Here is a 25487-nt window from a genome sequence, read left to right on the forward strand (position 1 = left end):
CGACCCAATACCTGTGGGAGCGAGCTTGCTCGCGATTACGGTGTAACAATCAATGTTTATGTTGACTGACACACCGCTATCGCGAGCAAGCTCGCTCCCACAGTAGCCCATGCCCAATTTCAAGTTTTCCGGAGTTTTCCATGACGGCCCACGCCGACCTTTCGCCGACCCTTCAACTCGCCATCGACCTGATCCGCCGTCCGTCCGTGACGCCGGTCGACGCCGATTGCCAGAAGCAGATGATGCAGCGCCTGGGCGATGCCGGTTTCACCCTGGAACCGATGCGCATCGAAGATGTGGATAACTTCTGGGCCACCCACGGCCAGGACGAGGGTCCGGTACTGTGCTTCGCCGGCCACACCGACGTGGTCCCGACCGGCCCGGTGACGGCCTGGCAGATCGAGCCGTTCAACGCGCTGATCGACGAACACGGCATGCTCTGCGGCCGTGGTGCCGCCGACATGAAAGGCAGCCTCGCCGCCATGACCGTCGCGTCCGAGCGTTTTGTCGCCGACTACCCGAATCACAAGGGCAAAGTCGCGTTCCTGATCACCAGCGATGAAGAAGGCCCGGCGCACTACGGCACCAAGGCAGTGGTAGAACGCCTCGCCGCACGCAAGGAGCGCCTGGACTGGTGCATCGTCGGCGAACCGTCGAGCACCACCCTGGTGGGTGACGTGGTCAAGAACGGCCGTCGCGGCTCCCTCGGCGCCAAGCTGACCGTGCGCGGCGTGCAAGGTCACGTGGCTTACCCGCACCTGGCGAAGAACCCGATCCACCTCGCCGCTCCGGCCCTGGCAGAACTGGCCGCCGAGCATTGGGACCACGGTAACGATTTCTTCCCGCCGACCAGTTTCCAGATCTCCAACGTCAACTCCGGCACCGGTGCGACCAACGTGATCCCGGGTGACCTGGTGGCGGTGTTCAACTTCCGTTTCTCCACCGAGTCCACGGTCGAAGGCCTGCAAAAGCGCGTCGCCGACATCCTCGACAAGCACGGCCTGGACTGGCACGTCGACTGGGCCTTGTCCGGCCTGCCGTTCCTCACCGAGCCAGGCGCGCTGCTGGACGCGGTGTCGTCGAGCATCAAGGACATCACCGGGCGCGACACCAAGGCATCCACCAGCGGCGGTACCTCCGACGGGCGCTTCATCGCGACCATGGGCACGCAAGTGGTTGAGCTGGGCCCGGTCAACGCGACCATCCACCAGATCAACGAGCGTGTGCTTGCAGCCGACCTCGATGTGCTGACCGAAATCTACTACCAGACCCTGATCAAGTTGCTCGCCTGATGCTTGCCTGCCCTATCTGCAGCGAACCGCTCAATGCGGTGGACAACGGTGTGGTCTGCCCCGCCGGGCACCGGTTCGACCGTGCGCGCCAGGGTTACCTGAACCTGCTGCCGGTGCAGCACAAGAACAGCCGCGATCCTGGGGATAACCAGGCAATGGTCGAAGCCCGCCGTGACTTCCTGAATGCCGGGCACTATGCGCCGGTGGCCAGGCGCCTGGCGGAGCTGGCCGCCAGCTATGCGCCGCAGCGCTGGCTGGACATCGGTTGTGGCGAGGGCTACTACACCGCGCAGATCGCCGAGGCGCTGCCAGAGGCCGAAGGTTATGCCCTGGACATCTCCCGCGAAGCGGTCAAACGCGCCTGCAAACGCAATCCGCAGCTCACCTGGTTGATCGCCAGCATGGCGCGGGTACCGTTGGCTTCCGGCAGTTGCCAGTTCCTCGCCAGCGTCTTCAGCCCGCTGGATTGGGAAGAAGCCAAACGCCTGCTCAGCGTCGGCGGCGGCCTGATGAAAGTCGGGCCGACCAACGGCCACCTGATGGAATTGCGCGAGCGGCTGTACGATGAAGTCCGCGAGTACATCGACGACAAGCATCTGGATCTGGTGCCGGAAGGCATGGCGCTGGCGCACAGCGAAACCCTGGAATTCAAACTGACGCTCCACAGTGGTCAGGACCGGGCGAACCTGCTGGCCATGACGCCCCACGGCTGGCGCGCCAGTGCCGAACGCCGTGCTGCCGTTATCGAGCAGGCCGAGCCGTTCGAGGTCACCGTGTCGATGCGCTACGATTATTTCGTTCTTCAATAACTTCAAACATTTTTGGTCTTGGGCAACGGCTCAAGGCCGGCTAAATCCGCGAATGGATTTTTCAGACCCGCAGTGAGGACATCCATGCGCCAGCCCGATATCGAGATTTACCTGAAAGACGCCGACGTCGATCACAAAGCCATTGCCGCCTGGCTCGGCGCGGCACTTGGGCCGTGTTCGGATTGGGTGCAGAAGGGCCAGACCTACAAGTGCAAGGCCGGCAACGTGCCGGTGACCTGGCTGCCAAAAGCGGTCGGCAAGTGGAACAGCCTGTACCTGGAAAGCGACCAGACCCCGTGGGACGACGACATCGCCTGCGCCCGCGCCGCGTTTGCCGCGCTGAACGTCGAAGTGCGTTGCGCGCCGGGAACCTGGGTCGAGGAAGAAGGTGAAGAGACGGCGGACCGCTGGATTCGCATCAGCGCCGATGGTGAAGAAGAGATCACCTGGAAAACCGCTTAATAGCCAACAACACCGATCAAATGTGGGAGCGGGCTTGCTCGCGAATGCGGTGGATCAGCCGGTATCAACTGCGCCTGGCACACCGCATTCGCGAGCAAGCCCGCTCCCACAATGGTTTTGTGTGATCTGAAGAACTGATTTACAGACCTACAACATCCTCAGCCTGCAACCCCTTCTGCCCTTCGACCACCGCATACTCAACTTGCTGGCCTTCGGTCAGTGAACGGTGCCCCTCGCCACGAATCGCGCGGTAGTGCACGAACACGTCCACCCCGTCCTCGCGCTGAATGAAGCCGTAGCCCTTGGCGTCGTTGAACCACTTCACGTTGCCGGTTTCGCGTGTTGCCATTTGTTCATACTCCCTTTTTATTATTGATCGGGCTTTTCGCAGGAAAGCCTCGGGAACGTCAGCCTGCGCATACCGGTCCCATGAGGGCAACGGCGACAGAGCGCCGAGTATATGACAGACGCTGAAACTCTCAATAGCAGTTTACTTCGCCGCTTTTTTGCCGATTTTCGACGAATCCGGCACACTACGCAGCGCCCGAGCAAACGCTTGGTTTCATTCACTCATGCAGAAGCCGTATGACCCGTTCCCCGTTCCGCCGTCTTGTGTTTGGCACCCTGCGCCGACTGTTGTACCTCTGGGTTCGCTCGGAGACGATCAACCAGTCGTCGTTCACCCTCAACCTCGACCGCAGTCGTCCGGTGTTCTACGTCCTGCAAAACCCTTCGCTGACCGACCTTGCCGTGGTCGACACCGAATGCAGCAAGGCCGGCCTGCCGCGCCCGGTGCTGCCGGTATCGGTGGGCAACCTGCTGGAACCGGCCGCGTTCTTCTACCTGACGCCGGACCCGGACTGGCTCGGCCGCCAGGACAAGCGCGGCGCGCCGCCAACCTTGACCCGCCTGGTCAGCGCCCTGAGCCAGAACGCCGCCGAAGACGCGCAGATCATTCCGGTCAGCGTGTTCTGGGGCCAGTCGCCGGACAGCGAAAACAGCCCATGGAAACTCCTGTTCGCCGATAGCTGGGCGGTGACCGGGCGTCTGCGGCGCTTGCTGAGTGTCATCGTGCTGGGGCGCAAGACCCGCGTGCAGTTCTCCGCGCCGATCCACCTGCGCGAACTGATCGAGCACAACAAGGGCCACGAGCGCACCGTGCGCATGGCCCAGCGCATCCTGCGGGTGCACTTTCGCAACCTGAAGGCTGCGGTGATCGGCCCGGACATTTCCCACCGCCGCAACCTGGTCAAGGGCCTGCTGAACCAGCCGCAGGTCAGACAGGCGATCCTCGACGAAGCCGAACGCGAGAACATTTCACCGGAAAAAGCCAAGGCCCAGGCCCTGCGCTATGGCAACGAAATCGCCTCGGACTACACCTACACGGCCATCCGTTTTATGGAAGTGGTGCTGAGCTGGTTCTGGAACAAGATCTACGACGGCATCAAGGTCAACCACATCGAAGGCGTGCAGAAGGTCGCCCAGGGTCACGAAGTGATCTACGTACCCTGCCACCGCAGCCACATCGATTATCTGCTGCTGTCCTACCTGCTGTTCCGCAATGGCCTGACCCCGCCGCACATCGCCGCCGGGATCAACCTGAACATGCCGGTGATCGGCGGCCTGCTGCGTCGTGGCGGCGCGTTTTTCATGCGCCGGACGTTCAAGGGCAACCCGCTGTACACCTCGGTGTTCAACGAATACCTGCACACCCTGTTCACCAAGGGTTTCCCGGTGGAGTACTTCGTCGAGGGTGGCCGTTCGCGCACCGGGCGCATGCTGCAACCGAAAACCGGGATGCTGGCGATCACCCTGCGCAGCTTCCTGCGTTCGTCGCGCATGCCGATCGTGTTCGTGCCGGTGTACATCGGCTACGAGCGCGTACTGGAAGGCCGGACCTACCTCGGCGAATTGCGCGGTGCGGCCAAGAAGAAAGAATCGATCTTCGACATCTTCAAAGTCATCGGCGCACTCAAGCAGCGCTTCGGCCAGGTAGCGGTGAACTTCGGCGAGCCGATCAAACTGGCGGAATTCCTCGACAGCGAACAGCCGGACTGGCGCCAACAGGAACTCGGCCCGCAGTTCAGACCGGCCTGGCTCAACGAAACCACCAACCGCCTCGGCGAGAAGGTCGCCCAGCATCTGAACGAAGCGGCAGCGATCAACCCGGTCAACCTCGTTGCCCTGGCGCTGCTGTCCACCAGCCGCCTGGCCCTGGACGACCGCGCCATGGCACGGGTGCTCGACCTGTATCTGGCGTTGTTGCGCAAGGTACCGTACTCGCCGCACACCACCCTGCCGGACGGTGACGGCCGGGCGTTGATCGAGCACGTAAAGGACATGGACCTGCTGTCCGAGCAGAGCGATGCCCTGGGCAAGATCCTGTATCTGGACGAACAGAACGCCGTCCTGATGACCTACTACCGCAATAACGTGCTGCACATCTTCGCCCTGCCGGCCCTGCTGGCGAGCTTCTTCCAGAGTGCCTCGCGCATGAGCCGCGAACAGATCCTGCGCTACACCCGCGCGCTGTACCCGTACCTGCAAGCGGAGCTGTTCATTCGCTGGTCGCCGGAGGAACTGGATACGGTGATCGATCAGTGGCTGGAGGCCTTTGTCGAGCAAGGCCTGCTGCGTTTCGAGAACGATGTGTACCTGCGCCCGGCGCCAAGCTCGCGGCATTTCGTGCTGCTGACGCTGCTGTCGAAAAGCATCGCCCAAACCCTGCAGCGCTTCTACATGACCGTTTCCCTGCTGCTCAACAGCGGCCAGAACAGCATCAGTGCCGAAGAGCTGGAAGATCTGTGCACGGTCATGGCCCAGCGCCTGTCGATCCTGCATGGCCTGAACGCCCCGGAGTTCTTCGACAAGAGCCTGTTCCGCCACTTCATCCAGACCCTGCTCGACCTCGACGTGCTCAAGCGCGACGAAGCGGGCAAGCTCGGTTATCACGAACTGCTCGGCGAACTGGCCGAAGGCGCGGCCAAACGGGTGTTGCCGGCGGAGATCCGCTTGTCGATCCGGCAGGTGGCGTTGCATCGCAGTGAAGATGCCGCGGAGCTGGTCACGCCGCTCTGACTCACTCACATCTCTGCGCGGAAGTTTCATGGCTGAAGCAAGGATGCTTCTGACTCATGCCACTTCCTTTTCGCCCCTGTTCGCAGGCACTCCCCTACATAGCAAACGCTGCCTCGACCCTATGCTGGACGCTCGTCACTACCGACGATCAATTGATAAGGAAATCAATATGAACAACGAAACCGTAAAAACCATAAGTGGCAAAGTGAGTTACGCAGTAAAGATGGCGCTGCCGCGTAACTCGACTCTTCAGGTCCGCCTGCTGGATGTCAGCCTGCAAGACGTCCTTGCGAAGGAACTGGCCGCACAGATCACTGCCAACGCCGAAAAACCCGACGGGCTGAACTTCAACCTGACGTACAAACTCGCTGATGTCTTGCCCGGCCATACCTATGCAATCAGCGCGAGCATCACCCACGAAGACCGTCTGCTCTTCGCCACCACTCAACCACACCAGGTGGAACTGGGCGTCGATTATGTAAATGAGCAGGAAGTGTGGGTCGACCTCGTCTGAGAACATCCCCGAGGTAAGTTGGGCGATATCCTCGGTAAAATCCGTTAAATTGTCGTTGGCGTCGGTCTTCTTCGGGCGCCAATGACAAGGATCCGCTTCATGAAAAAACTCTCTCTCCTCGGGCTTGCGGTTTTGCTCGGCGCCTGCCAGTCCATGCAACCTGCCCCGAAAGCCAGCCTCGACGGCGAAGTCTTTTACCTGCAACGCAGCGCCCTGCCGCCCACCGCTACCCTGAGCGTGAGCTTGCAGGACGTGTCTCTGGCCGACGCACCAGCCATTGTCCTCGACGAACAGAACGGCCCGGTCAAAGGCCAGGTGCCACTGCCGTTTCATCTGAGTTACGATCCGGCGCAGGTCAAACCAGGCCATCGTTACTCGGTCAGCGCGCGCATCGAAGTCGATGGAAAGCTGATGTTCATCACCACCGAAAACCATGCCGTGCGTCTTGATGGCAAGGACCCGCAACCGTTGAAAATCCGCGTCGACGCCGTTCGCTAATTCTCTCTTTTTTGAACAAGGAAGCTGCCATGCTCCGCCCTACCCTTCGTTTTGCCGGCCTGTGCGCAGGTTTGATGATCTGTGCCAACGCCCTGGCGCTGTCCCTCAGCGACCTGTCGCAGAAAGACGCCACCGGTGGGCTCAAGGACGCACTGACCCAAGGCGCGCAACTGGCCGTGAAACAGCTCGGCACCCCGGGCGGCTTCAGCAACAACCCGGAAGTAAAAATCGAACTGCCGGGCAAACTGGGCAAGGTCGCCAGCAAAATGAAACAGTTCGGCATGGGTGACCAGGTCGATGAATTGGAAGCCAGCATGAACAAGGCGGCCGAAACCGCCGTGACCCAGGCCCAGCCAATCCTCGTCGATGCCGTGAAGAAAATGACCGTGGAAGACGCCAAGGGCATCCTCAGCGGCGGCAACGACTCGGCCACCCAATACCTGAACAAGACCAGCCGCGAACAGATCCGCGCCAAGTTCCTGCCGATCGTCAAGCAAGCCACCGACAAGGTGGGCCTGGCCCAGCAGTACAACTCGTTCGCCGGGCAAGCGGCAACAATGGGCGTATTGGACGCGAAGAATGCCAACGTCGAAAACTACGTCACCGAGCAGGCGCTGAATGGCTTGTTCGAAATGATCGGCAAACAGGAAGAAACCATCCGCCAGAACCCGGCGGCTGCGGCGACCAGTTTGGCGAAGAAGGTATTCGGCACGCTCTAAGCCACAACATAAAACCCTGTGGGAGTGGGCCTGTTCGCTCCCACATTGGTTCAGGTCACGGAGGCAGGTCGTAGAAAAAACACCCACTCCTGTCCCATCTTCCGTTTCTCAAATAACTTCAACTCGACCAGCCCATTCAATGTGGCGGATGCCGTGTTGTAAGAGCACCCCAGGTTTTCCTTCACATTGACCGCAGTAAATTCCTTGGCCATTCCGCTCTTGGCCGCTTGAAACACGGCCCGCTGATTCTCCGTGAGTTGCTCGAGAAAACCACTTTCCCGCAACCATCGATCAAAGCACTCGGCATCAACCAGACTTTTCCGATACGCCTCGGTAAAACTGCCCACGGCACGCAGCACCACCGAACACTGGAAATCGATGAAATACGTCAGATCCAGATCATCCGCCTCGGTATCCAGGTATGAGCGCCCGTACCTCACCGGTGCATTGCGTAACAAGACGCTGATCGCGATGTAGCGGAACGCCGAGAAGTCATTCTTGAACATGAACCAGTAAAACAGCGCCCGCGCGACCCGACCGTTGCCGTCACGAAAAGGATGCTCATAACCCAGGGCAAAATGCAGAGCGATGCCTTTGATCAGAGGATGAAGGTAATCCGCTTGATGGAGGTTGTCATGGGAATGGTTGATCCATTGCGCCAGCGCCTGCAAACGCAACCCGATACCTGCTGCGGGCGGTGGCGTATGAACGGTGTTGCCCTCGCCATCCTGCACCACGACATCATCACGGCTTCTGAACACCCCCGGCGAATACTGCGGATCATCGATGCCCTCGACGCCAACGCGGTGCATCGCCGCGATCAACTCAACGCTCAGAGGCTCGTAGCGCTGCTCCCAGGCGAAGTTCATCATCTTGAAATTACCGATGACCATTCGCTCGTCCGGCGTACGCGGCAGGCGATGACGCTTGAGCATGTCCTTGGCCACACGTGTCGTGGTTGCCGCGCCTTCGAGCTGGCTGCTACTGATGGCTTCATCTTCGATCAGGTCATTGAGCAGATAGCTGAAGTGCGCACGCTCGCCGATCTGACTGGTCATGTACTTCAGCACGGCCGTAGTGGTTTGCCGGTCTACCGCGGAAATAGCCTTTTGCGCCAGTGGCGTCAGCACGAATTGCAGCCACCGCACCGGATCACCCAATGGCAAAAGACTCGAATACTGCGCCGTCCGGGCTTTCTTGACCAAGGCCCAGCACAAACTGGAATCCAGACCCGGCGCCCAGCGATAGCGCAACGCATCGAATGGCAGATAACGCCCCTGATCGTCCAGGGGCTTGAGCAGAGCCAAGTAATCCGCGAGACGTTCCTTGTGAGGCGACTGCCCTAGCCGATCAAACACCGGGTCGGTCCGTCCCCGCAACTTGGGTGGGTTCTTCATACGCACTGTCTCAAACATTCACAAAACCGGGGTTTGAGTACAACACCTGGGCTCATGAGCCTCAATATCAGACGGGTCCGAGATAAATGTAGGAACAATGAGGGCCCGCTGATGGGTACGGGTTCAGCGGGCTTCTTCCTATTGCTATTGCTGCTGATCCAACTGATCGAGGACGCGATTCACTGATAGTTGCGCGAGGACAATCATCTGCTGAATGCCGAGTACCAGATTGCAGGTTGGGCCGTTCAGGATGGACGACAGTTCGGTTGCCATTACATTGGCTGAGGCGAGGGTTTCGTAGGCATGGACAAGCAAGGTTTCGGAGTCGACGCCTGGGTGGATAGTGAAAATTGGGCAGGGGCGGTTTGAAATTCTCGTTTGTTTCTCGGATTCAGAGGCAGAGTAATCAGGACTGTCTTTGATCATTGCGAAGCTCCCAAAGTAGGCGCCTAACGACTATTCGCGGGCTTGCAGTCCCGGTCGCTGAATTGGCAGCGACGGACAAAGGCTAGAGATCGTGCTTCTGACGGGCAAGCTGAAAGTCTTGTGGGAATGGTCTGAATGGTTGGCTTTGGCGGTAAACGTTGTTGACTGTTGGGCAGCCATCGCGAGCAAGCTCGCTCCCACAGTTGGGCCGGGGACACCTGAAAGAAATTGGTTGGCTGGCAGGACGCCTTCGCGGGCAAGCCCGCTCCCACAATTTGACCGAGTACATCTGAAAGAAATTGGTCGGCTGTCAGGCCGCCATCGCGAGCAAGCTCGCTCCCACAGTTGGGCCGGGGACACCTGAAAGAAATTGGTTGGCTGGCAGGCCGTCTTCGCGAGCAAGCCCGCTCCCACAATTTGACCGAGTACATCTGAAAGAAATTGGTCGGCTGTCAGGCCGCCTTCGCGAGCAGGCTCGCTCCCACAGAAGAGCAAAGGCAGATCGGCGTACACAGACGCTTCTCACCACTCATCAGGCCGAGCGTTAGCTCGCCTGCAGCTTTTGATCTACCCGCCCCCTCGGAAGGCTGAGTGGAGGTGTTCATCCGGGGATGGGCGCGCAGCGCCGTTCGGCGCAGCCGAACTCATTGCATGTAGGTCGAAGCGAAGCCGACCGGAGGGCAATGCCCCCGGATGAATGCCGGAGCGAAGGAACCCCGAGCCTAAGCGAGGGGCCGTACGTTCGGGGCGAGCGTTTTTTTTGTTACTTTTTTTAGGCGCTTGTAAAAAAAGTGACTCGCCGTAAGGGCGAAACCGCCAGCCGCCGTTACCGAAGAAACGGATATGCCCCCGATCAAACGGACTCCTTCCTGACCCGAAACCAAGCCGCATAAAGCGCAGGCAAAAACAGCAGCGTCAACGCCGTGGCCACAATCAACCCCCCCATGATCGCCACCGCCATCGGCCCAAAGAACACACTACGTGACAAAGGAATCATCGCCAAAACAGCAGCAAGTGCCGTCAACACAATCGGCCGAAACCGCCGCACCGTCGCCTCGATAATCGCCTGCCAAGGCTTCAACCCGGCAGCAATGTCCTGCTCGATCTGATCCACCAGAATCACCGAGTTACGCATGATCATCCCCGACAAGGCGATAGTCCCCAGCATCGCCACGAAACCGAACGGCTGGCGGAACACCAACAGAAACAGCGTCACCCCGATCAACCCCAGCGGCGCCGTGAGAAACACCATCGCCGTGCGTGAGAAACTGCGCAGTTGCAGCATCAGCAAGGTCAACACCACCACGATGAACAATGGCACGCCGGCCTTCACCGAGTTCTGTCCGCGCGCCGAGTCTTCAACGGTGCCGCCAACATCCAGCAAGTAGCCGTCAGGCAGTTCGGCGCGGATCGGATCGAGGGTCGGCATGATCTGCTGCACCAGTGTCGCCGGTTGCTGCTTGTCATAGATGTCGGCGCGAACCGTCACGTTAGGCAGGCGGTTGCGGTGCCAGATGATTCCCTCTTCGAAGCCGTACTCCAGGGTCGCGATCTGCGACAGCGCGACGCTGCGACCGTTATCGGTCGGCACCGCCAGGCTCGGTAGCAAGGACAGCTCGGTGCGTTCATGCAAGGTGCCGCGCAACAGGATCTCGATCAACTCGTTGTCTTCACGGTACTGGCTGACGCTGGAACCGGTGAGGGAGCTTTGCAGGAACTTCGACAGGTTCGCCGTGCTCACGCCCAGCGCCCGCGCACGGTCCTGATCGATGTTCAGGTACACCACCTTGCTCGGTTCTTCCCAATCCAGGTGGACGTTGACCACATGCGGGTTCTCGCGAACCTTGGCCGCGACTTTGCGCGCCAGCGCCCGCACCTCCTCGATGTGCTCCCCGGTCACACGGAACTGTACCGGGTAACCAACCGGCGGACCGTTTTCCAGGCGCGTAACCCGCGAGCGCAGAGCGGGGAATTGCTCGTTGAGGGTTGAGATCAACCAGGTGCGCAGGGCTTCCCGTTCTTCGATGGTTTTCGCCAGGACGACAAACTGGGCAAAGCTCGCCGCCGGCAGTTGCTGATCCAGCGGCAGGTAGAATCGCGGCGAACCGGTGCCGACGTAGGCCACGTAGTTGTCGATCCCTGCCTTGTCCTTGAGCAGTGCTTCGAGGCGTTTGACCTCGTCGGCGGTATTGCTCAGCGAAGCACCTTCGGCCAGTTTCAGGTCGACCATCAACTCCAGGCGACCCGATGCCGGGAAGAACTGCTGCGGTACAAACTTGAACAGCACAATGGAGGCAATGAACAACAGCACAGTCGCGGCGATCACGGTTTTGCGCCAGCGCACACACCACTCCACCAGACGCCGGACGCGCTGGTAGAACGGCGTGCCATAGGGATCGGGTTGGCCGGCACCGTGCTTGGCGGCGTGAATCTTCGCCAGGTCCGGCAGGAGTTTTTCCCCGAGATACGGCACGAAAACCACAGCGGCCACCCACGACGCCAACAGCGCGATGGTGACCACCTCGAAGATCGAACGGGTGTATTCGCCAGTGCCCGATTGCGCCGTGGCAATCGGCAGGAAGCCGGCCGCGGTGATCAGCGTACCGGTGAGCATCGGGAAGGCAGTGCTGGTCCAGGCGTAACTCGCGGCTTTGACCCGGTCGAAACCCTGCTCCATTTTGATCGCCATCATTTCCACGGCGATGATCGCGTCGTCCACCAGCAAGCCCAGCGCCAGTACCAATGCACCGAGAGAAATCTTGTGCAGCCCGATGCCGAGGTAATACATGCTGGCAAACGTCATCGCCAACACCAGCGGAATCGCCAGGGCCACCACCATGCCGGTGCGCACGCCGAGGGAGAAGAAGCTCACCAGCAACACAATGGCCAGCGCCTCGACCAGCACTTGCACGAACTCACCGACACCGGTTTTCACCGCCGCAGGCTGGTCGGAGACTTTGCGCAGCTCCATACCGGCCGGGAGGTTCTTCTGGATGCGGGCGAATTCGACTTCCAGTGCCTTGCCCAATATCAGGATGTCACCGCCGTCCTTCATCGCCACCGCCAGGCCGATGGCATCCTGCGCCATGAAGCGCATGCGCGGCGCCGGTGGATCATTGAAACCACGCCGCACATCAGCCACATCGGAGATACGGAAGGTGCGATCACCGACGCGGATCGGGAAGTTCTTGATCTCCTCGACCGTCTGAAAATTCCCTGTCACCCGTAGCTGCAAGCGCTCGCTGCTGGTTTCGAAGAAGCCTGCCGTGGACACCGCGTTCTGCTCTTCAAGGGCTTGCTGGACAGCCGCCAGCGGCAAGCCGAGGGTGGCGAGCTTGACGTTGGAAAGCTCGATCCAGATTTTCTCGTCCTGCAACCCCAGCAGTTCGACCTTGCCCACATCCTTGACCCGTTGCAGCTGGATCTGGATACGGTCGGCGTAATCCTTGAGCACGGCGTAGTCGAAACCCGCGCCGGTCAGGGCGTAGATGTTGCCGAACGTGGTACCGAACTCATCGTTGAAGAACGGCCCCTGAATCCCCGGCGGCAGGGTATGACGGATGTCGCTGATTTTCTTGCGCACCTGATACCAGAGCTCCGGGATCTCTGCCGAGTGCATGGAATCACGTGCAATGAAGGTGACCTGGGATTCCCCGGGCCGCGAGAACGATACAATGCGCTCGTACTCGCCGGTTTCCATCAGCTTTTTTTCGATGCGTTCGGTGACCTGGCGCGAGACTTCCTCGGCGGTCGCGCCCGGCCAGTTGGTGCGAATCACCATGGCCTTGAAGGTGAACGGCGGGTCTTCACTCTGGCCGAGCTTGGTGTAGGAAAGTGCACCGACGATGGCCAGCAACAGCATCAGGAACAGTACGATCTGGCGATTACGCAGCGCCCATTCGGAAAGGTTGAAGCGCATCGGGGCTTACTCCTTGTCCGCCAGATTGACCACGCGATTGGAGCGATCCACCGGGCGCACCTGCTGCCCTTCGAGAAGCACATGGACACCGGCGGCCACGACCCAGTCGCTGGCGTTGAGCCCCTCGAGCACCGGTACGGTTTTCTCACCGAAGGCACCCACTCGCACCGGGGTTTTCTTCAAGGTGTTGTTGGCGCTGACGACCCAGACATAGGTCACGCCGTTTTCTGCGGTCAACGCCGACAGCGGAACGGACAGAGGCACCACGTCGGCGGCCTGCACGAACACCCGGGCGCTCTGGCCCAGCTCCACCGGCACCTTGCCGGAGGTGAAGGCGATGCGCGCCGCGAAGGTGCGGGACTTTGGATCAGCCGCCGGCGACAGCTCACGGATGCGCCCTTCGAAACGCTGGCCGGGCTGGGTCCAGAGCTCCACCGCCACCGGTTCACCGACCTTGAAGCGGCCGAAGTTCTGTTCCGGCAGGCTGATCAGCACCTCACGCTCGCCATCGGTCGCCAGTGTGAATACCGTTTGCCCCGCGGCCACGACTTGCCCGACTTCCACCAGACGCTTGGCCACGACGCCATCCTGCGGCGCACGCAGCACGGCGTAGCTGGCCTGATTATTGGAAACGTTGAATTCGGCCTTGATTTGCTTGAGGCGCGCTTCGCCGGAGCGGTAGAGGTTTTCGTGATTGTCGTACTGCGAACGGCTGACCAGCTGACGCTCCATCAGGGTTTTATAGCGATCACGCTCGGCACGCACCATGCTCAAATTGGCTTCAGCGGCAGCGACCTGGGCCCGGGTGGCCTCCAGTTGCAGGCGCACGTCCTGAGGATCGAGCTCGGCCAAGGGTTGATCGGCCTTGACCCGCTGACCTTCCTCGACCAGTCGTCGGCTGACTTTACCGCCGATGCGGAACGCCAGGTCCGGCTCATAACGTGCGCGGACCTCACCTGGATAACTTTCCATGGCCTGTGCCGAAGGCTCTGGCTGAACCACCATGGCCGGGCGCACGCTGACTGGCGGCACTTCGTCGGAGCCACACGCTGACAATAAAACAGCCAGGGTGACTGGCAACGCGAGGGGCAAGGCATAGCGGAACATGGTGAAGGACCTTTCGCTAATGGTGCTTTGAATAATTATACTGAGCAGTATGTTATTAATAGCAAACTCACCAGTCCAGTAATAAAAGCGAATATGCCAAACAATCTTTCAGCACCCAATGGCCCAGGCAGACCCAAGGATCTGGTCAAGCGCAAGGCGATTCTCGACGCGGCGAAAGTGCTGTTTCTGAGTAAGGGATATGCCAATACCAGCATGGATGCCGTCGCAGCCGAGGCCGGTGTGTCGAAGCTGACGGTCTACAGCCACTTCAACGACAAGGAGACACTGTTCTCCGCCGCCGTGGTGGCCAAGTGCGAGGAGCAGTTGCCCCCGCTGTTCTTCGAATTGCCCGAAGGCGCGGCAGTGGAAACCGTGCTGCTGAACATCGCGCGCGGCTTTCATCAGCTGATCAACAGTGACGAATCAGTGAACCTGCACCGACTGATGATGACCTTGGGCAGCCAGGACCCGAAACTCGCGCAAATCTTCTTTGAGGCGGGCCCGGAGCGCATGCTGCATGGCATGGAACGCTTGCTGAGCCGGATCGACGAGAGTGGCGTGCTGAGCATCGACAAGCCGCACAACGCCGCCGAGCACTTCTTCTGCCTGCTCAAGGGCGCCGGGAATTTCCGCTTGCTGTATGGCTGCGGCGAGCCGCCGGTCGGTGAGGAGGCGGAGAGCCATGTGCGGGAAGTGGTGGGGTTGTTTATGCGGGCTTATCGGCCTGAGTGAGCCTGACAGCATTGCGTTGACTGTACCGACGCCTTCGCGGGCAAGCCCGCTCCCACAGGGTCCGAGGTGTACTCGAATTTTGAACCCGGCACAAAACCTGTGGGAGCGTGGCTTGCCCGCGATGAAGGCGACTCGGTCTTAAGGCTTCAACGCCTTCTTCGGATAAATATCGTACCGGCTCGACTTGCCATCCAGCGCATGGCTCGGCTTCGGCCCGTCGATGCACGGCGCCTTGCGCGGGCGCTTGACCACCACCCGGTGGCTGGCCAGGGCCAGCGCCGCTTCGAGCAAGGCCGGCGCATCCGGGTCATCGCCCACCAGCGGCCGGAACAGGCGCATTTCCTTCTTCACCAGCGCGGTTTTCTCACGGTGCGGGAACATCGGGTCCAGGTAGATCACCTGCGGCGGCTCACCCTCCCAATTGCGCATCACCTCGATCGAGTTGCCCTTGAGCAGCCGCATGCGCGCCACGATCGGCGCCACGTCGAAGTCTTCCGCGCCACGGGCCAGGCCATCTTCCAGCAAGGCGCCGATCAGCGGCTGACGCTCGATCAGGCTCATCTCGCAACCAAGGCTGGCCAGCACGAACGCGTCCTTGCCCAGCCCTGCCGTGGCATCCAGTACCCGCGGGCGCACGCCTTGGGCGACGCCAACAGCCTTGGCGATCATCTGCCCGCTGCCGCCGCCGTACAACCGGCGATGGGCAGCACCGCCCTCGACGAAGTCCACCCGCACCGGCCCCGGCGCATCCGGCCCCAGCTGTTGCAACTGCAAACCCTGGTCGCCCACCTGCAAGGCAAATTCGCCGTCCGCCACTTGCATCGGCAAGCCCAGGCGCTCGGCCCATTGCTCGGCTTGTGGCTCGAAAGCCGCGTCCAGGGCCTGGACATGGATGCGGCAGGCCGCGGGTTGATCAATCATCGGAAAACACGCTCAAAAAATTAATGATCGGCAAAAACTGCCGATAACAAAACTATCGAGCATTTTGCCAGAGCTGAGCGTCGACCGAGAGAAATGTCAGACATTCAACCCACAATCACAGGTTTTATATCGCCCTACGGCAATTACAACCTGCGAAACACCCAGGCACTGAGCGGTGTCAGTCACATCTGGCAGGATTTCTTTGCCCGTGCGCTGGCCGATCAGTCGGGTGATGTGCTGCCTGAATCACTGAATTTCCCGCCAGTCGATCTCGAAAGCCCGGTCGAGCCGACCGTTGGCAGCGATCTGCTGGAACACATCGTTTCCCAGCGAGAGTGCGACGTCAAAGAGACCCAGGTCCGCCCGCCAGAGCCTCTGTTCCTGCCCATTGCCGAATTCGAAATGGACCTGGCCGACAAGCCGTTCCCACCGTTCCCGGCGGATGAAATCGTCGCCCAGCAAAAACAACAGGACTTCGACAGCGGCTGGGTTCGCCCGATCGTGCTCAACGCCGGTCAGCCACTGCCAGAAGGCGGCCCCGCCCCGCAACCACGTCCACTGCACCTGCCGATTGCCGAATTCGATCTGGATCTGCTCGACAAGCCGTTCCCGCCGTTCTCTCCGGAAGAATTGGTGGAACAGCAGAAACAACTCGATTTCGACAATGGTTGGGCGCGCCCGATCATCCTGCAAAACCTGCGCATCGCCGCCTGACCCTCAGCCTTTGAAGAACTGATTGGCCTTCTGGTACGGCATCGACCGCGAAGTGAAGCCGAACGTGCCTGATGTCTGGATCTCTTCGGCGGCGCGGAAGAATTCACCATAGGCCGCCAACGCCAGCGCCGAACCGACGCTGATGCGTTTGACGCCCATTTCAGCCAACTGCGCGACCGTCAGCTTCAAGCCGCCCGACATCAACACATTCACCGGTTTGGGCGCCACCGCGCGCACCACCGCCAGCACATCCTCGGCGCTGCGCAGACCGGGTGCGTAAAGCACATCGGCACCGGCCTCGGCGAATGCCTGCAAGCGGCGGATGGTGTCGGCCAGATCAGGATTGCCGTGCAGGAAGTTTTCGGCCCGGGCGGTCAATGTGAAGGGGAATGGCAAACTGCGAGCGGCAGCCACAGAGGCCTCGATGCGCGCCACAGCATGGTCGAAACAGTAGATCGGACCTTCTTCGCGGCCGGTGGCGTCTTCAATCGAACCCCCGACGGCTCCGGCCTCTGCCGCGCGCAAAATGCTTTTCGCGCAGTCGACCGGGTTGTCGGAAAAACCGTTTTCCAGGTCCACGGCAACCGGCAGGTCAGTGGCGGCGACAATCGCCTGAACGTTCATCAGGGTATCGTCGAGGCTCAAGCCGCCATCGGCACGGCCCTGGGAAAAGGCATAACCGGCACTGGTGGTCGCCAGCGCCTCGAAGCCGAGGCTGGCGAGCATCTTCGCGGAACCGGCATCCCACGGATTGGGAATCACAAAAGCGCCGGAGCGTTCGTGAAGGGCTTTGAACGCCTGGGCTCGAAGGGTTTGCGCATCCATGGGGCAGGCTCCTGAAGAGGGGGAAAGAATCCGCCTCAGAGCAGGCCAAGTTGCTCGGCGGCGGGTTCTCTGTATAGCTCAGGCAGCGCCGGCAAGCCAGGCAGACGCAGCATCAGCCTGGCGTGAAAACGCTGCGCCAATTTCGCGGCCAGCAGGTTGTCGGCGGTGTGCAGGAAGATATACGGCGTGCGCCCTTCTTCGATCCACAGCGCGATTTTCTCGACCCAGGGCTCCAGGAACGGATCGTTGGCCTCAAGCACCGGATGGCCGATAAAACGCACCTGCGGACACTGCGTGAACGCCGCCGGACGCGGAGGCACCCGGGGCTTCTTCGATTGGGCGTGAAGCACCGAAAGCTCGGTCGATGTGCAACTGAACAACGCCCGGGGATCAAGACAGATGCGTTCAACACCGCGATCCAGCAGCAGACGATTGAGCATTCGCTCGCTGTCTCCCTTGGCGAAAAAATCGCCATGGCGCACTTCAACGGCCAGCGGGCGCTGCAGGGCATCGATAAATCCGGCCAGCTCGGGCAAGCGTTGGGGCGTGAAGTTTTTCGACAGCTGCAACCACAGTGGCGACACCCGATCACCCAACGGACTGAGCAATTGCAGGAAGGTTTCGGCGGCTGTCAGTTGTTCGCGCAGATCGCCACCGTGGCTGATCTCGCCGGGAAACTTGGCGGTAAAGCGAAAGTGCTGCGGCATGGTTTCGGCCCAACGCTGCACGGTGCTGGCAGCCGGGCTGGCGTAGAAGGTCGTGTTGCCTTCCACGGCATTGAAAACCTGGCAATAGAGATCAAGAAACTCGGCGGGTCTGGCGTGCGGCGGATACAGGTAATCGCGCCAGGCGTTCTCGCTCCAGGACGGGCAACCGAGGTAATACGGCAGCAACATCAGATGTACAGGTCGAGACCCAGCACATCCGCATCCCAATCGACGAAACCGGCGGTACTCAGGTAGCTGGCCAGCGCCGTCGCCACGCTCTTGCTCATGGCACGGTGGTAAATCATGTCTTGCTGACGGGCGGGAAGATTGCTCAGTTTTTGCGCAGAGGCTTTGGCGGCGCGGGCAGCCAGTTGCTCTTCAGTCGGGAATTCCAGCTCACCTTCGATATCAATGGCGTCGTCTTCCACCACACGGCCTTTGCGTGGCTTGCGCTTGATGGGGTAGGACTGAGAGGAAACGCCGTCGATACGCATACGTGCATACTCGGAATCAGTGATGGCAGTTTAGTGGCGCAATCCCCACTTCGCAAACCGCCGAGTGATAACTAGAACACATAAAAGGCAAAAGGTTTAAAAGCTGGGGTTAGAAAATGACGATTGGCAGAATTAGAGCAGAACACCAACCCTGTGGGAGCGGGCTTGCTCGCGAAGACGGTGTGTCAGGCAACAGAAATGTCGAATGTCATACCGCCTTCGCGAGCAAGCCCGCTCCCACAGGTACTGCGTGAATCAACGCGCCTTGGGCGTCGCCACTTTGTCCCGCAGATAAACCGGCTGCGCCTCGTCAGCCACGATCGCCTCGCCACGTGCCCAGGCAAATCGCGCCAGGGTCAACAGGTCTTCGGCATGGGGCAACATGGCCGCGTCCTGGCCGCTCAGGCTGACCGCGATACGCTCGCCATACCCCCAACCAGTGCCGGCGCCGAACCACTCGCCGCCCGCATCGGCCGGCAATGCCGCGGACTCCGGCGGCAGTACCGCTTCAGCGCCCACCAGGCGCATCTCCCCGGCCGTTTCGCGGTAGCAGCCCCAATACACTTCATCCATGCGCGCATCGATGGCCGCAGCGACCTGAGTGGCGCCGTGTTCGCGCAATGCACGTTGCGCCAGCACGGCCAGGTTCGACACCGGCAGCACCGGGCGATCCAGGGCAAACGCCAGGCCTTGCACCACGCCGATGGCGATGCGCACACCGGTGAAGGCTCCCGGGCCACGGCCGAACGCAATGGCATCGACCGCTTGCAGGGTGGTGCCAGCATCGGCCAGCAATTGCTTGATCATCGGCAACAGCTTCTGCGCGTGCAGGCGCGGGATCACCTCGTAATGGCTCGTGACCTTGCCGTCATGCAGCAAGGCAACGGAGCAAGCTTCAGTCGCGGTGTCCAGGGCCAGCAAGGTGCTCATCGATGTATCCGTAACAAGAGGTCAGAAAAAGTGCGTCAGTATAAACAACTACGGCCCGCAAGCGGGCCGTGGAAGATGAAGCGATTCAGACTTTTCAGCTCAGGGCTTCAAGCACCTTGGCGGTGATCGCTTCAACCGAACCTACGCCTTCGATATGGCTGTACTGCGGCTTGCCATTGGCAGCCGACAGCTTCTGGTAGAAATCCACCAGCGGCTTGGTCTGGGAGTGGTAGACCGACAGGCGATGACGCACGGTTTCTTCGGTGTCGTCCTTGCGCTGTACCAGCTCTTCACCGGTGATGTCGTCCTTGCCGGCGATTTTCGGCGGGTTGTAGACGATGTGGTACACGCGGCCGCTGGCCTCGTGAACACGACGACCGGCGATACGCTGGACGATTTCTTCGTCTTCGACGGCGATTTCAACCACTGCGTCCAGCTCGACACCGGCAGTCACCAGGGCTTCAGCCTGGGGAATGGTGCGCGGGAAGCCGTCGAACAGGAAACCGTTGGCGCAGTCGGACTGGGCGATGCGGTCCTTGACCAGTGCGATGATCAGGTCATCGGACACCAGGCCACCGGCATCCATGATGCTCTTGGCCTTGATGCCCAGCTCGGTGCCGGCCTTGACCGCTGCACGCAGCATGTCGCCGGTGGAGATTTGCGGAATACCGAATTTTTCGGTGATGAACTTAGCCTGAGTACCTTTACCGGCCCCGGGAGCTCCCAGCAGAATGACGCGCATCGATGTGCTCCTCAATTTTTTATATGGATAACGTCAGATTCGCCTCGTGGGGCCAATCTCAAAAAAAGGGTCGTGGCCGCCCAAACGGCCAAAGGCTGATCAAGATACACAGCAGGCTGCCCCCACACAAGACGCCAAAAGTCGGAGAAACCGCTGCCTCCTGCGACCATTGCGCACGGTTCCCCAAGTCGCAACCCCAACATTAACTGTCGCCTGACAGTACATTTCAACCCGTCCTGCGGCGGCATCCGCCTCACCTGCCGGATGCCTGTCCCCATGGCGAAAACCTTAGCCGGTGTTACGCAAACCGGCGGCAATCCCCGCAACAGACACCAGCAGGGCCTGTTCTACCGGGCTGCCCTGCGCCACGTCCTGCAATCGTGAACGTGCCAGTAACTCGGCCTGCAATAGATGAAGCGGGTCGAGGTAAGTGTTGCGCAAGCGGATGAACTCAAGGGTCGCCGGGCTATGTGCCAGTAGCTGCGACTGCCCGGTCAGGCCGAGGACGATGGTGCACGCCTGCGACAATAAGTCGCGTAAATGCGCACCCAATGGCAACAGATTCGGCTCCACCAGACGCTCGTCATAGGACTGGGCAATGTCGGCATCGGCCTTGGCCAGGACCATCTCCAGCATATCGATGCGGGTGCGGAAGAACGGCCATTGCTCACGCATCTGCCCCAGCAGTTCGCCTTCACCACGCTCCAGTGCCTTGCTCAGGGCAGATTCCCAACCCAGCCAGGCTGGAAGCATCAGGCGTGTCTGGGTCCAGCCGAAGATCCACGGAATCGCCCGCAGGCTTTCGATCCCCCCGGCCCGGCGCTTGGCCGGGCGACTGCCCAGGGGCAAGCGACCGAGTTCCTGTTCCGGCGTGGACTGGCGGAAATACTCCACGAACTGCGGATTTTCCCGCACCACGGCGCGGTAGGCGCTGACACCGTCTGCGGCCAGTTCGTCCATCAAATGACGCCACTCAGGCGTCGGTGGCGGCGGCGGCAGCAAGGTCGCCTCAAGCACGGCGGCCAGGTACAGGTTGAGGTTTTGCTCGGCGATGTCCGGCAAGCCGAATTTGAATCGAATCATTTCACCCTGTTCAGTGGTGCGGAACCGCCCCGCCACCGAACCCGGCGGCTGCGACAGGATCGCCGCATGGGCCGGGCCGCCGCCACGCCCCACGGTGCCGCCGCGACCGTGAAACAACAGCAGCTCCACTTGTTGTTCGCGGCAGATATCCACCAGTCGCTCCTGCGCCCGGTACTGCGCCCAGGCCGCCGCGGTGGTGCCGGCGTCCTTGGCCGAATCGGAATAGCCGATCATCACTTCCTGCGGCCCTTGCAGGCGCGAGCGATAGCCCGGTAAAAGCAGCAGCTTCTCGATCACCGGACCGGCGTTGTCGAGGTCGGCCAGGGTTTCAAACAGCGGCACCACGCGCATCGGCCGCAGCACCCCGGATTCCTTGAGCAACAATTGCACCGCCAGCACATCGGAAGCGGCACCGGCCATCGAGATCACATAGGAACCGAGGGACGCCCCCGGTGCAGCGGCGATTTCCCGACAGGTCGCCAGCACCTCGGCGGTGTCGGCGGAGGGCTTGAAGTACGCCGGCAGCAACGGCCGGCGGTTATTCAGTTCACGCATCAGGAAAGCGATGCGTTCTTCCTCGCTCCAGTCCTCGTAGCGTCCCAGGCCGAGGTAGTCGGTGATTTCGGTCATGGCCGCGCTGTGTCGCGACGAGTCCTGGCGCACATCCAGACGAACGAGGAACAGGCCGAAGGTCACCGCCCGGCGCAGGCAGTCGAGCAACGGTCCGTCGGCGATCACGCCCATGCCGCACTCGTGCAACGAGTGGTAGCACAGCTCCAGCGGGTCGAGCAGTTCGCGGTTGTTTTGCAGCACGTCGGCCGGTGCCGGCGTGGGCGTCGCCAACGAGGTGTGCGCCCAGTTGCGCGTCGCGCGCAGGCGTTCGCGCAGCTGTTTGAGCACAGCCCGGTAAGGTTCGGCGCTGTCACCCGCCTTGGCCTTCAATTCATCGCTGGCCTGCTGCATCGACAGTTCAGCCGCCAGGTGATCGACATCGCGCAGGTACAGATCAGCCGCCATCCAGCGCGCCAACAATAAAACCTCTCGGGTAACCGCCGCCGTCACATTGGGGTTGCCGTCGCGGTCGCCGCCCATCCACGAGGCAAAGCGAATCGGCGCCGCCTCCAGTGGCAAGCGCAAGCCGGTAGCGGCGTGCAGGGCCTGGTCGGCCTTGCGCAGATAATTGGGAATGGCCTGCCACAGCGAATGCTCGATCACCGCGAAACCCCACTTGGCTTCGTCCACCGGTGTCGGACGGGTGCGGCGGATTTCCTCGGTGTGCCAGGCTTCGGCGATCAGGCGCTGCAAGGTGGTCTTGATCTGCTCGCGCTCGGCACAGGTCAGGTCTCGGTGATCCTGCGCCGCCAGTTGTGCGGCGATGGCGTCGTACTTCTGGATCAGTGTGCGGCGCGCGACTTCGGTCGGGTGCGCGGTCAGCACCAGTTCAATCTCCAGTCGCCCCAATTGCCGGGCCAGTGCGTCGGCACCATGGCCCTCGGCGCGCAGGCGAGCGAGCAATTCGGGCAATACCCGGGCTTCGAACGGTGCCGGCTGAGACTCCTCCCGACGGTGAATCAACTGGTATTGCTCGGCGATATTGGCCAGGTTGAGAAACTGGTTGAACGCCCGCGCTACCGGCAACAGCTCGTCTTCGGTCAACTGGTTGAGGCTGGCGCTGAGCTCGGCGTCCATGGAACCGCGCCGGTCAGCCTTGGCGCCCTTGCGGATCTGCTCGATCTTGTCGAGAAAGCCATCGCCATACTGCTCACGAATGGTGTTGCCCAATAGTTCACCCAACAGGTGAACGTCCTCGCGCAAGCGTGCATCAATATCGGTCATCAGCAGGTCTCCAGCAAAAAATCCGGGCGGCTTGGAACCTAGAGAGTGCCGCCCCAGACAGGTTCTTACAAGCAAGACGACGAAGGGCCTTCAAACCTTGCCTGTTGAAGCTAGTCTGAAGATAAGCCGTACAACGGCTGTCGCCGGCCAACGCCGGACACTCACCCTGCCCGCCACGAGCGGTCGCGCCATGAGGTCAATATGAAAATTCGCGAGCTTGCCCACCACTGGGAAGAAAACGCCAAGGGTCGCCTGACCGACACCGGCTACTCGATTCATCTGGATGTGGAGTCTGCCGCACGGCTGGCCGCGCTCGTCGAGATGTACCCCAAGCGGCATCCCGAAGAACTGCTTGGCGACCTGATCGGCGCCGCGCTCGAAGAGCTGGAAAGAAGCTTCCCGTACGTGAAAGGCTCGACCGTGGTCGCCACCGACGAAGAAGGCGACCCGCTGTACGAAGACATCGGGCCGACTCCGCGTTTTCTGGCGCTGTCCCGCCGGCATCTGCACGACATGTCGGTGCCCGAGGACAAACAGAAACACTGAGTTTTCGTAGAACCCTGTGGGAGCGGGCTTGCTCGCGAAAGCGGTGTGTCAGCCGATATCAATGTTGCCTGACACACCGCCTTCGTCGGAACACCGCCCGGAGCAAGCCCGCTCCCACATTGGCCTGTATTTCACTTCGTAAATTGCGCTTCTCCGGGCCTGAAAAGGTCCGGTATAACGCTGTGCGTGACGTAAATCCCCGTCTTAGAGCCCTGTCGATTCGGTCAAAGTTTTTTCGATAGCCGGCTAAATTCTCTGAACTTTCAAAAAAAGCCTCGGGTCAACCCAAGTAACCACGCCTGGGACGAGCGTTTCAAAACACCCCGCAATTGATGGCTTCAGCGCCCTGCCCAGGATGGACTCAATGCTTTTCAGGAGTTAGCCCAATGGAGTTGAAGACCATGAAAACCCGAACCGGCACATCCTCGTTCACTCATTCGCGCGGCCTCCAGCTGGCGGCGCTGGCCCTCGGCAGCAGCCTGATCCTGGCCGGTTGCGCCGGTAACCCGCCGACCGAGCAGTACGCGGTGACCCAATCGGCCGTGAACGACGCCGTGAGCGCCGGCGGCACCGAGTTCGCCGCGGTGGAAATGAAGTCGGCCCAGGACAAGCTCAAGCAGGCCGAAATCGCCATGCACGACAAAAAATATGACCAGGCCCGGACACTCGCCGAACAGGCCGAGTGGGACGCTCGTGTCGCCGAGCGCAAGGCCCAGGCGATGAAGGCTGAACAATCCGTGAAGGACGCGCAGAAAGGCGTTCAGGAATTGCGTCAGGAAAGCCAGCGCACCGTTCAGTAAACGGCGCGGCTCCACGCATTCCCACTCGACTAAAAGGACGAAATCATGAAACGCAATCAACTGATGATTCCTGCCCTGCTGGCTGTCACCGTGGCCCTGGCGGCCTGCTCCACGCCGCCCAACGCCAACCTCGAACAGGCCCGCACCAACTACACCGGCCTGCAAGCCGACCCGCAGGCCAGCAAAGTCGCAGCCCTGGAAACCAAGGAGGCCAGCGATTATCTGGACAAGGCCGACCAGGCCTACAGGGACAAGGAAGACGCAGCCAAGGTTGACCAGCTTGCCTATCTGACCAACCAGCGGGTTGAAGTGGCCAAGCAGACCATTGCCCTGCGCACCGCCGAAGCCAATCTGAAAAACACCTCGGCACAACGGGCCGAGGCCCGCCTGGCAGGCCGCGATCAGCAGATCAAACAACTGAAGGACAGCCTCAACGCCAGGCAGACCGAGCGCGGGACGCTGGTGACCTTCGGGGATGTGCTGTTCGCCACGGACAAGGCCGAACTGAAATCCAACGGCCTGATGAACATCAACAAACTGGCGCAGTACCTCCAGGAAAACCCCGACCGCAAAGTGATTGTCGAGGGTTATACCGACAGCACCGGTACCGCATCGCACAACCAGTCGCTCTCGGAACGTCGTGCGGATTCCGTGCGAGCGGCCCTGGTGAAGATGGGCGTCGACCCGGCGCGTATCGTTGCCCAGGGGTACGGCAAGGAGTATCCGGTGGCGGATAACTCAAGCACCTCTGGCCGGGCGATGAACCGTCGGGTGGAGGTGACCATTTCCAATGACAATCAGCCGGTGATGCCGCGTTCGGCGGTGAGTTCATACACCCAATAATCAGCCACAACACAAACCAAATGTGGGAGCGGGCTTGCTCGCGAAGGCGGTGTATCAGTCAGCATTATTGCTGAAAGTTAAACCGCCTTCGCG

At 60.9% G+C, this 25487-nt stretch carries 24 protein-coding genes; 12 read left to right on the forward strand and 12 right to left on the reverse strand.

Features of this window, described 5'->3' with window-relative positions; translation table 11 throughout:
• Positions 1–140: 140 nt before the first annotated feature.
• The 3 genes from dapE to AC07YV_RS10155 all read left to right on the forward strand — a co-directional run bounded on the left by dapE (position 141) and on the right by AC07YV_RS10155 (position 2563).
• On the forward strand, positions 141–1292 hold the full coding sequence (gene dapE / locus AC07YV_RS10145) for a succinyl-diaminopimelate desuccinylase (RefSeq protein WP_102699390.1): 1152 nt from the start codon (positions 141–143) through the stop codon (positions 1290–1292).
• On the forward strand, positions 1292–2101 hold the full coding sequence (locus AC07YV_RS10150; RefSeq protein WP_102699391.1) for a putative RNA methyltransferase: 810 nt from the start codon (positions 1292–1294) through the stop codon (positions 2099–2101). The genes dapE and AC07YV_RS10150 overlap by 1 nt, the downstream gene beginning before the upstream one ends.
• Before the next feature lie 84 nt (positions 2102–2185).
• Positions 2186–2563 (forward strand): hypothetical protein, encoded by a 378-nt coding sequence (locus tag AC07YV_RS10155; protein WP_007978418.1) that lies wholly within the window; start codon positions 2186–2188, stop codon positions 2561–2563.
• 139 nt (positions 2564–2702) lie between these two features.
• Here the strand turns inward: AC07YV_RS10155 and AC07YV_RS10160 are convergent, their stop codons facing one another.
• Positions 2703–2912: a cold shock domain-containing protein gene (locus AC07YV_RS10160; protein ID WP_007954750.1), complete on the reverse strand. Its 210-nt coding sequence runs from the start codon at positions 2910–2912 to the stop codon at positions 2703–2705.
• Positions 2913–3148: 236 nt separating this feature from the next.
• Here AC07YV_RS10160 and plsB point away from each other — a divergent pair, with 236 nt between their 5' ends.
• The 4 genes from plsB to AC07YV_RS10180 all read left to right on the forward strand — a co-directional run bounded on the left by plsB (position 3149) and on the right by AC07YV_RS10180 (position 7372).
• Positions 3149–5641 (forward strand): glycerol-3-phosphate 1-O-acyltransferase PlsB, encoded by a 2493-nt coding sequence (gene plsB / locus AC07YV_RS10165; RefSeq protein ID WP_102699392.1) that lies wholly within the window; start codon positions 3149–3151, stop codon positions 5639–5641.
• A 169-nt stretch (positions 5642–5810) separates the two neighbouring features.
• Positions 5811–6155: a YbaY family lipoprotein gene (locus AC07YV_RS10170; protein WP_102699393.1), complete on the forward strand. Its 345-nt coding sequence runs from the start codon at positions 5811–5813 to the stop codon at positions 6153–6155.
• Positions 6156–6254: 99 nt separating this feature from the next.
• Positions 6255–6653 (forward strand): YbaY family lipoprotein, encoded by a 399-nt coding sequence (locus tag AC07YV_RS10175; protein ID WP_102699394.1) that lies wholly within the window; start codon positions 6255–6257, stop codon positions 6651–6653.
• Between the two features lie 29 nt (positions 6654–6682).
• Complete coding sequence (locus AC07YV_RS10180; RefSeq protein WP_102699395.1) at positions 6683–7372, forward strand: DUF4197 domain-containing protein; 690 nt, start codon at positions 6683–6685, stop codon at positions 7370–7372.
• Between the two features lie 50 nt (positions 7373–7422).
• Here the strand turns inward: AC07YV_RS10180 and AC07YV_RS10185 are convergent, their stop codons facing one another.
• The 4 genes from AC07YV_RS10185 to AC07YV_RS10200 all read right to left on the reverse strand — a co-directional run bounded on the left by AC07YV_RS10185 (position 7423) and on the right by AC07YV_RS10200 (position 14221).
• Positions 7423–8769 (reverse strand): Fic family protein, encoded by a 1347-nt coding sequence (locus AC07YV_RS10185; protein ID WP_102699396.1) that lies wholly within the window; start codon positions 8767–8769, stop codon positions 7423–7425.
• Positions 8770–8913: 144 nt separating this feature from the next.
• On the reverse strand, positions 8914–9195 hold the full coding sequence (locus tag AC07YV_RS10190; RefSeq protein ID WP_102699397.1) for a DUF6124 family protein: 282 nt from the start codon (positions 9193–9195) through the stop codon (positions 8914–8916).
• An 853-nt stretch (positions 9196–10048) separates the two neighbouring features.
• Positions 10049–13114 (reverse strand): efflux RND transporter permease subunit, encoded by a 3066-nt coding sequence (locus tag AC07YV_RS10195; protein WP_102699398.1) that lies wholly within the window; start codon positions 13112–13114, stop codon positions 10049–10051.
• A gap of 6 nt (positions 13115–13120) precedes the next feature.
• On the reverse strand, positions 13121–14221 hold the full coding sequence (locus tag AC07YV_RS10200; RefSeq protein WP_102699399.1) for an efflux RND transporter periplasmic adaptor subunit: 1101 nt from the start codon (positions 14219–14221) through the stop codon (positions 13121–13123).
• Between the two features lie 93 nt (positions 14222–14314).
• Here AC07YV_RS10200 and AC07YV_RS10205 point away from each other — a divergent pair, with 93 nt between their 5' ends.
• The gene (locus tag AC07YV_RS10205) at positions 14315–14953 is read left to right on the forward strand and encodes a TetR/AcrR family transcriptional regulator (RefSeq protein ID WP_102699400.1); all 639 of its coding nucleotides are present in this window, start codon (positions 14315–14317) and stop codon (positions 14951–14953) included.
• A 138-nt stretch (positions 14954–15091) separates the two neighbouring features.
• Here the strand turns inward: AC07YV_RS10205 and AC07YV_RS10210 are convergent, their stop codons facing one another.
• Positions 15092–15874, reverse strand: coding sequence for a class I SAM-dependent methyltransferase (locus AC07YV_RS10210; RefSeq protein ID WP_007995774.1), 783 nt, complete (start codon positions 15872–15874; stop codon positions 15092–15094).
• 93 nt (positions 15875–15967) lie between these two features.
• Here AC07YV_RS10210 and AC07YV_RS10215 point away from each other — a divergent pair, with 93 nt between their 5' ends.
• A complete protein-coding gene (locus tag AC07YV_RS10215) occupies positions 15968–16588 on the forward strand; it encodes an energy transducer TonB (protein ID WP_102699401.1) in 621 nt (206 codons plus the stop codon).
• 3 nt (positions 16589–16591) lie between these two features.
• Here the strand turns inward: AC07YV_RS10215 and AC07YV_RS10220 are convergent, their stop codons facing one another.
• The 6 genes from AC07YV_RS10220 to ppc all read right to left on the reverse strand — a co-directional run bounded on the left by AC07YV_RS10220 (position 16592) and on the right by ppc (position 23205).
• Positions 16592–17413 carry an isocitrate lyase/PEP mutase family protein gene (locus AC07YV_RS10220; RefSeq protein ID WP_102699402.1) on the reverse strand — a complete coding sequence of 274 codons (822 nt, stop codon included), beginning with the start codon at positions 17411–17413 and terminating at the stop codon, positions 16592–16594.
• 35 nt (positions 17414–17448) lie between these two features.
• On the reverse strand, positions 17449–18309 hold the full coding sequence (locus tag AC07YV_RS10225) for a DUF72 domain-containing protein (protein WP_102699403.1): 861 nt from the start codon (positions 18307–18309) through the stop codon (positions 17449–17451).
• Positions 18309–18614: a hypothetical protein gene (locus AC07YV_RS10230; RefSeq protein WP_102699404.1), complete on the reverse strand. Its 306-nt coding sequence runs from the start codon at positions 18612–18614 to the stop codon at positions 18309–18311. The genes AC07YV_RS10225 and AC07YV_RS10230 overlap by 1 nt, the downstream gene beginning before the upstream one ends.
• Positions 18615–18869: 255 nt before the next feature.
• Positions 18870–19544: a tRNA (adenosine(37)-N6)-threonylcarbamoyltransferase complex dimerization subunit type 1 TsaB gene (tsaB, locus tag AC07YV_RS10235; protein ID WP_102675284.1), complete on the reverse strand. Its 675-nt coding sequence runs from the start codon at positions 19542–19544 to the stop codon at positions 18870–18872.
• 94 nt (positions 19545–19638) lie between these two features.
• On the reverse strand, positions 19639–20286 hold the full coding sequence (adk, locus tag AC07YV_RS10240) for an adenylate kinase (protein ID WP_015093734.1): 648 nt from the start codon (positions 20284–20286) through the stop codon (positions 19639–19641).
• A gap of 288 nt (positions 20287–20574) precedes the next feature.
• Entirely contained in the window at positions 20575–23205 is a 2631-nt protein-coding gene (gene ppc, locus AC07YV_RS10245; RefSeq protein WP_102699405.1) for a phosphoenolpyruvate carboxylase, read from the reverse strand.
• Between the two features lie 201 nt (positions 23206–23406).
• On the opposite strand from ppc, the gene AC07YV_RS10250 reads away from it, so the two are divergent.
• The 3 genes from AC07YV_RS10250 to lptF all read left to right on the forward strand — a co-directional run bounded on the left by AC07YV_RS10250 (position 23407) and on the right by lptF (position 25394).
• On the forward strand, positions 23407–23751 hold the full coding sequence (locus tag AC07YV_RS10250) for a pilin assembly protein (RefSeq protein WP_102699406.1): 345 nt from the start codon (positions 23407–23409) through the stop codon (positions 23749–23751).
• A gap of 386 nt (positions 23752–24137) precedes the next feature.
• Positions 24138–24551, forward strand: a complete 414-nt coding sequence (locus tag AC07YV_RS10255) for a DUF4398 domain-containing protein (RefSeq protein WP_102699407.1) — start codon at positions 24138–24140, stop codon at positions 24549–24551.
• Between the two features lie 45 nt (positions 24552–24596).
• On the forward strand, positions 24597–25394 hold the full coding sequence (lptF, locus tag AC07YV_RS10260) for a lipotoxin F family OmpA-related lipoprotein LptF (RefSeq protein ID WP_102699408.1): 798 nt from the start codon (positions 24597–24599) through the stop codon (positions 25392–25394).
• Positions 25395–25487: the final 93 nt, after the last annotated feature.

It is taken from the genome of Pseudomonas sp. GW456-E7 (assembly GCF_059424105.1).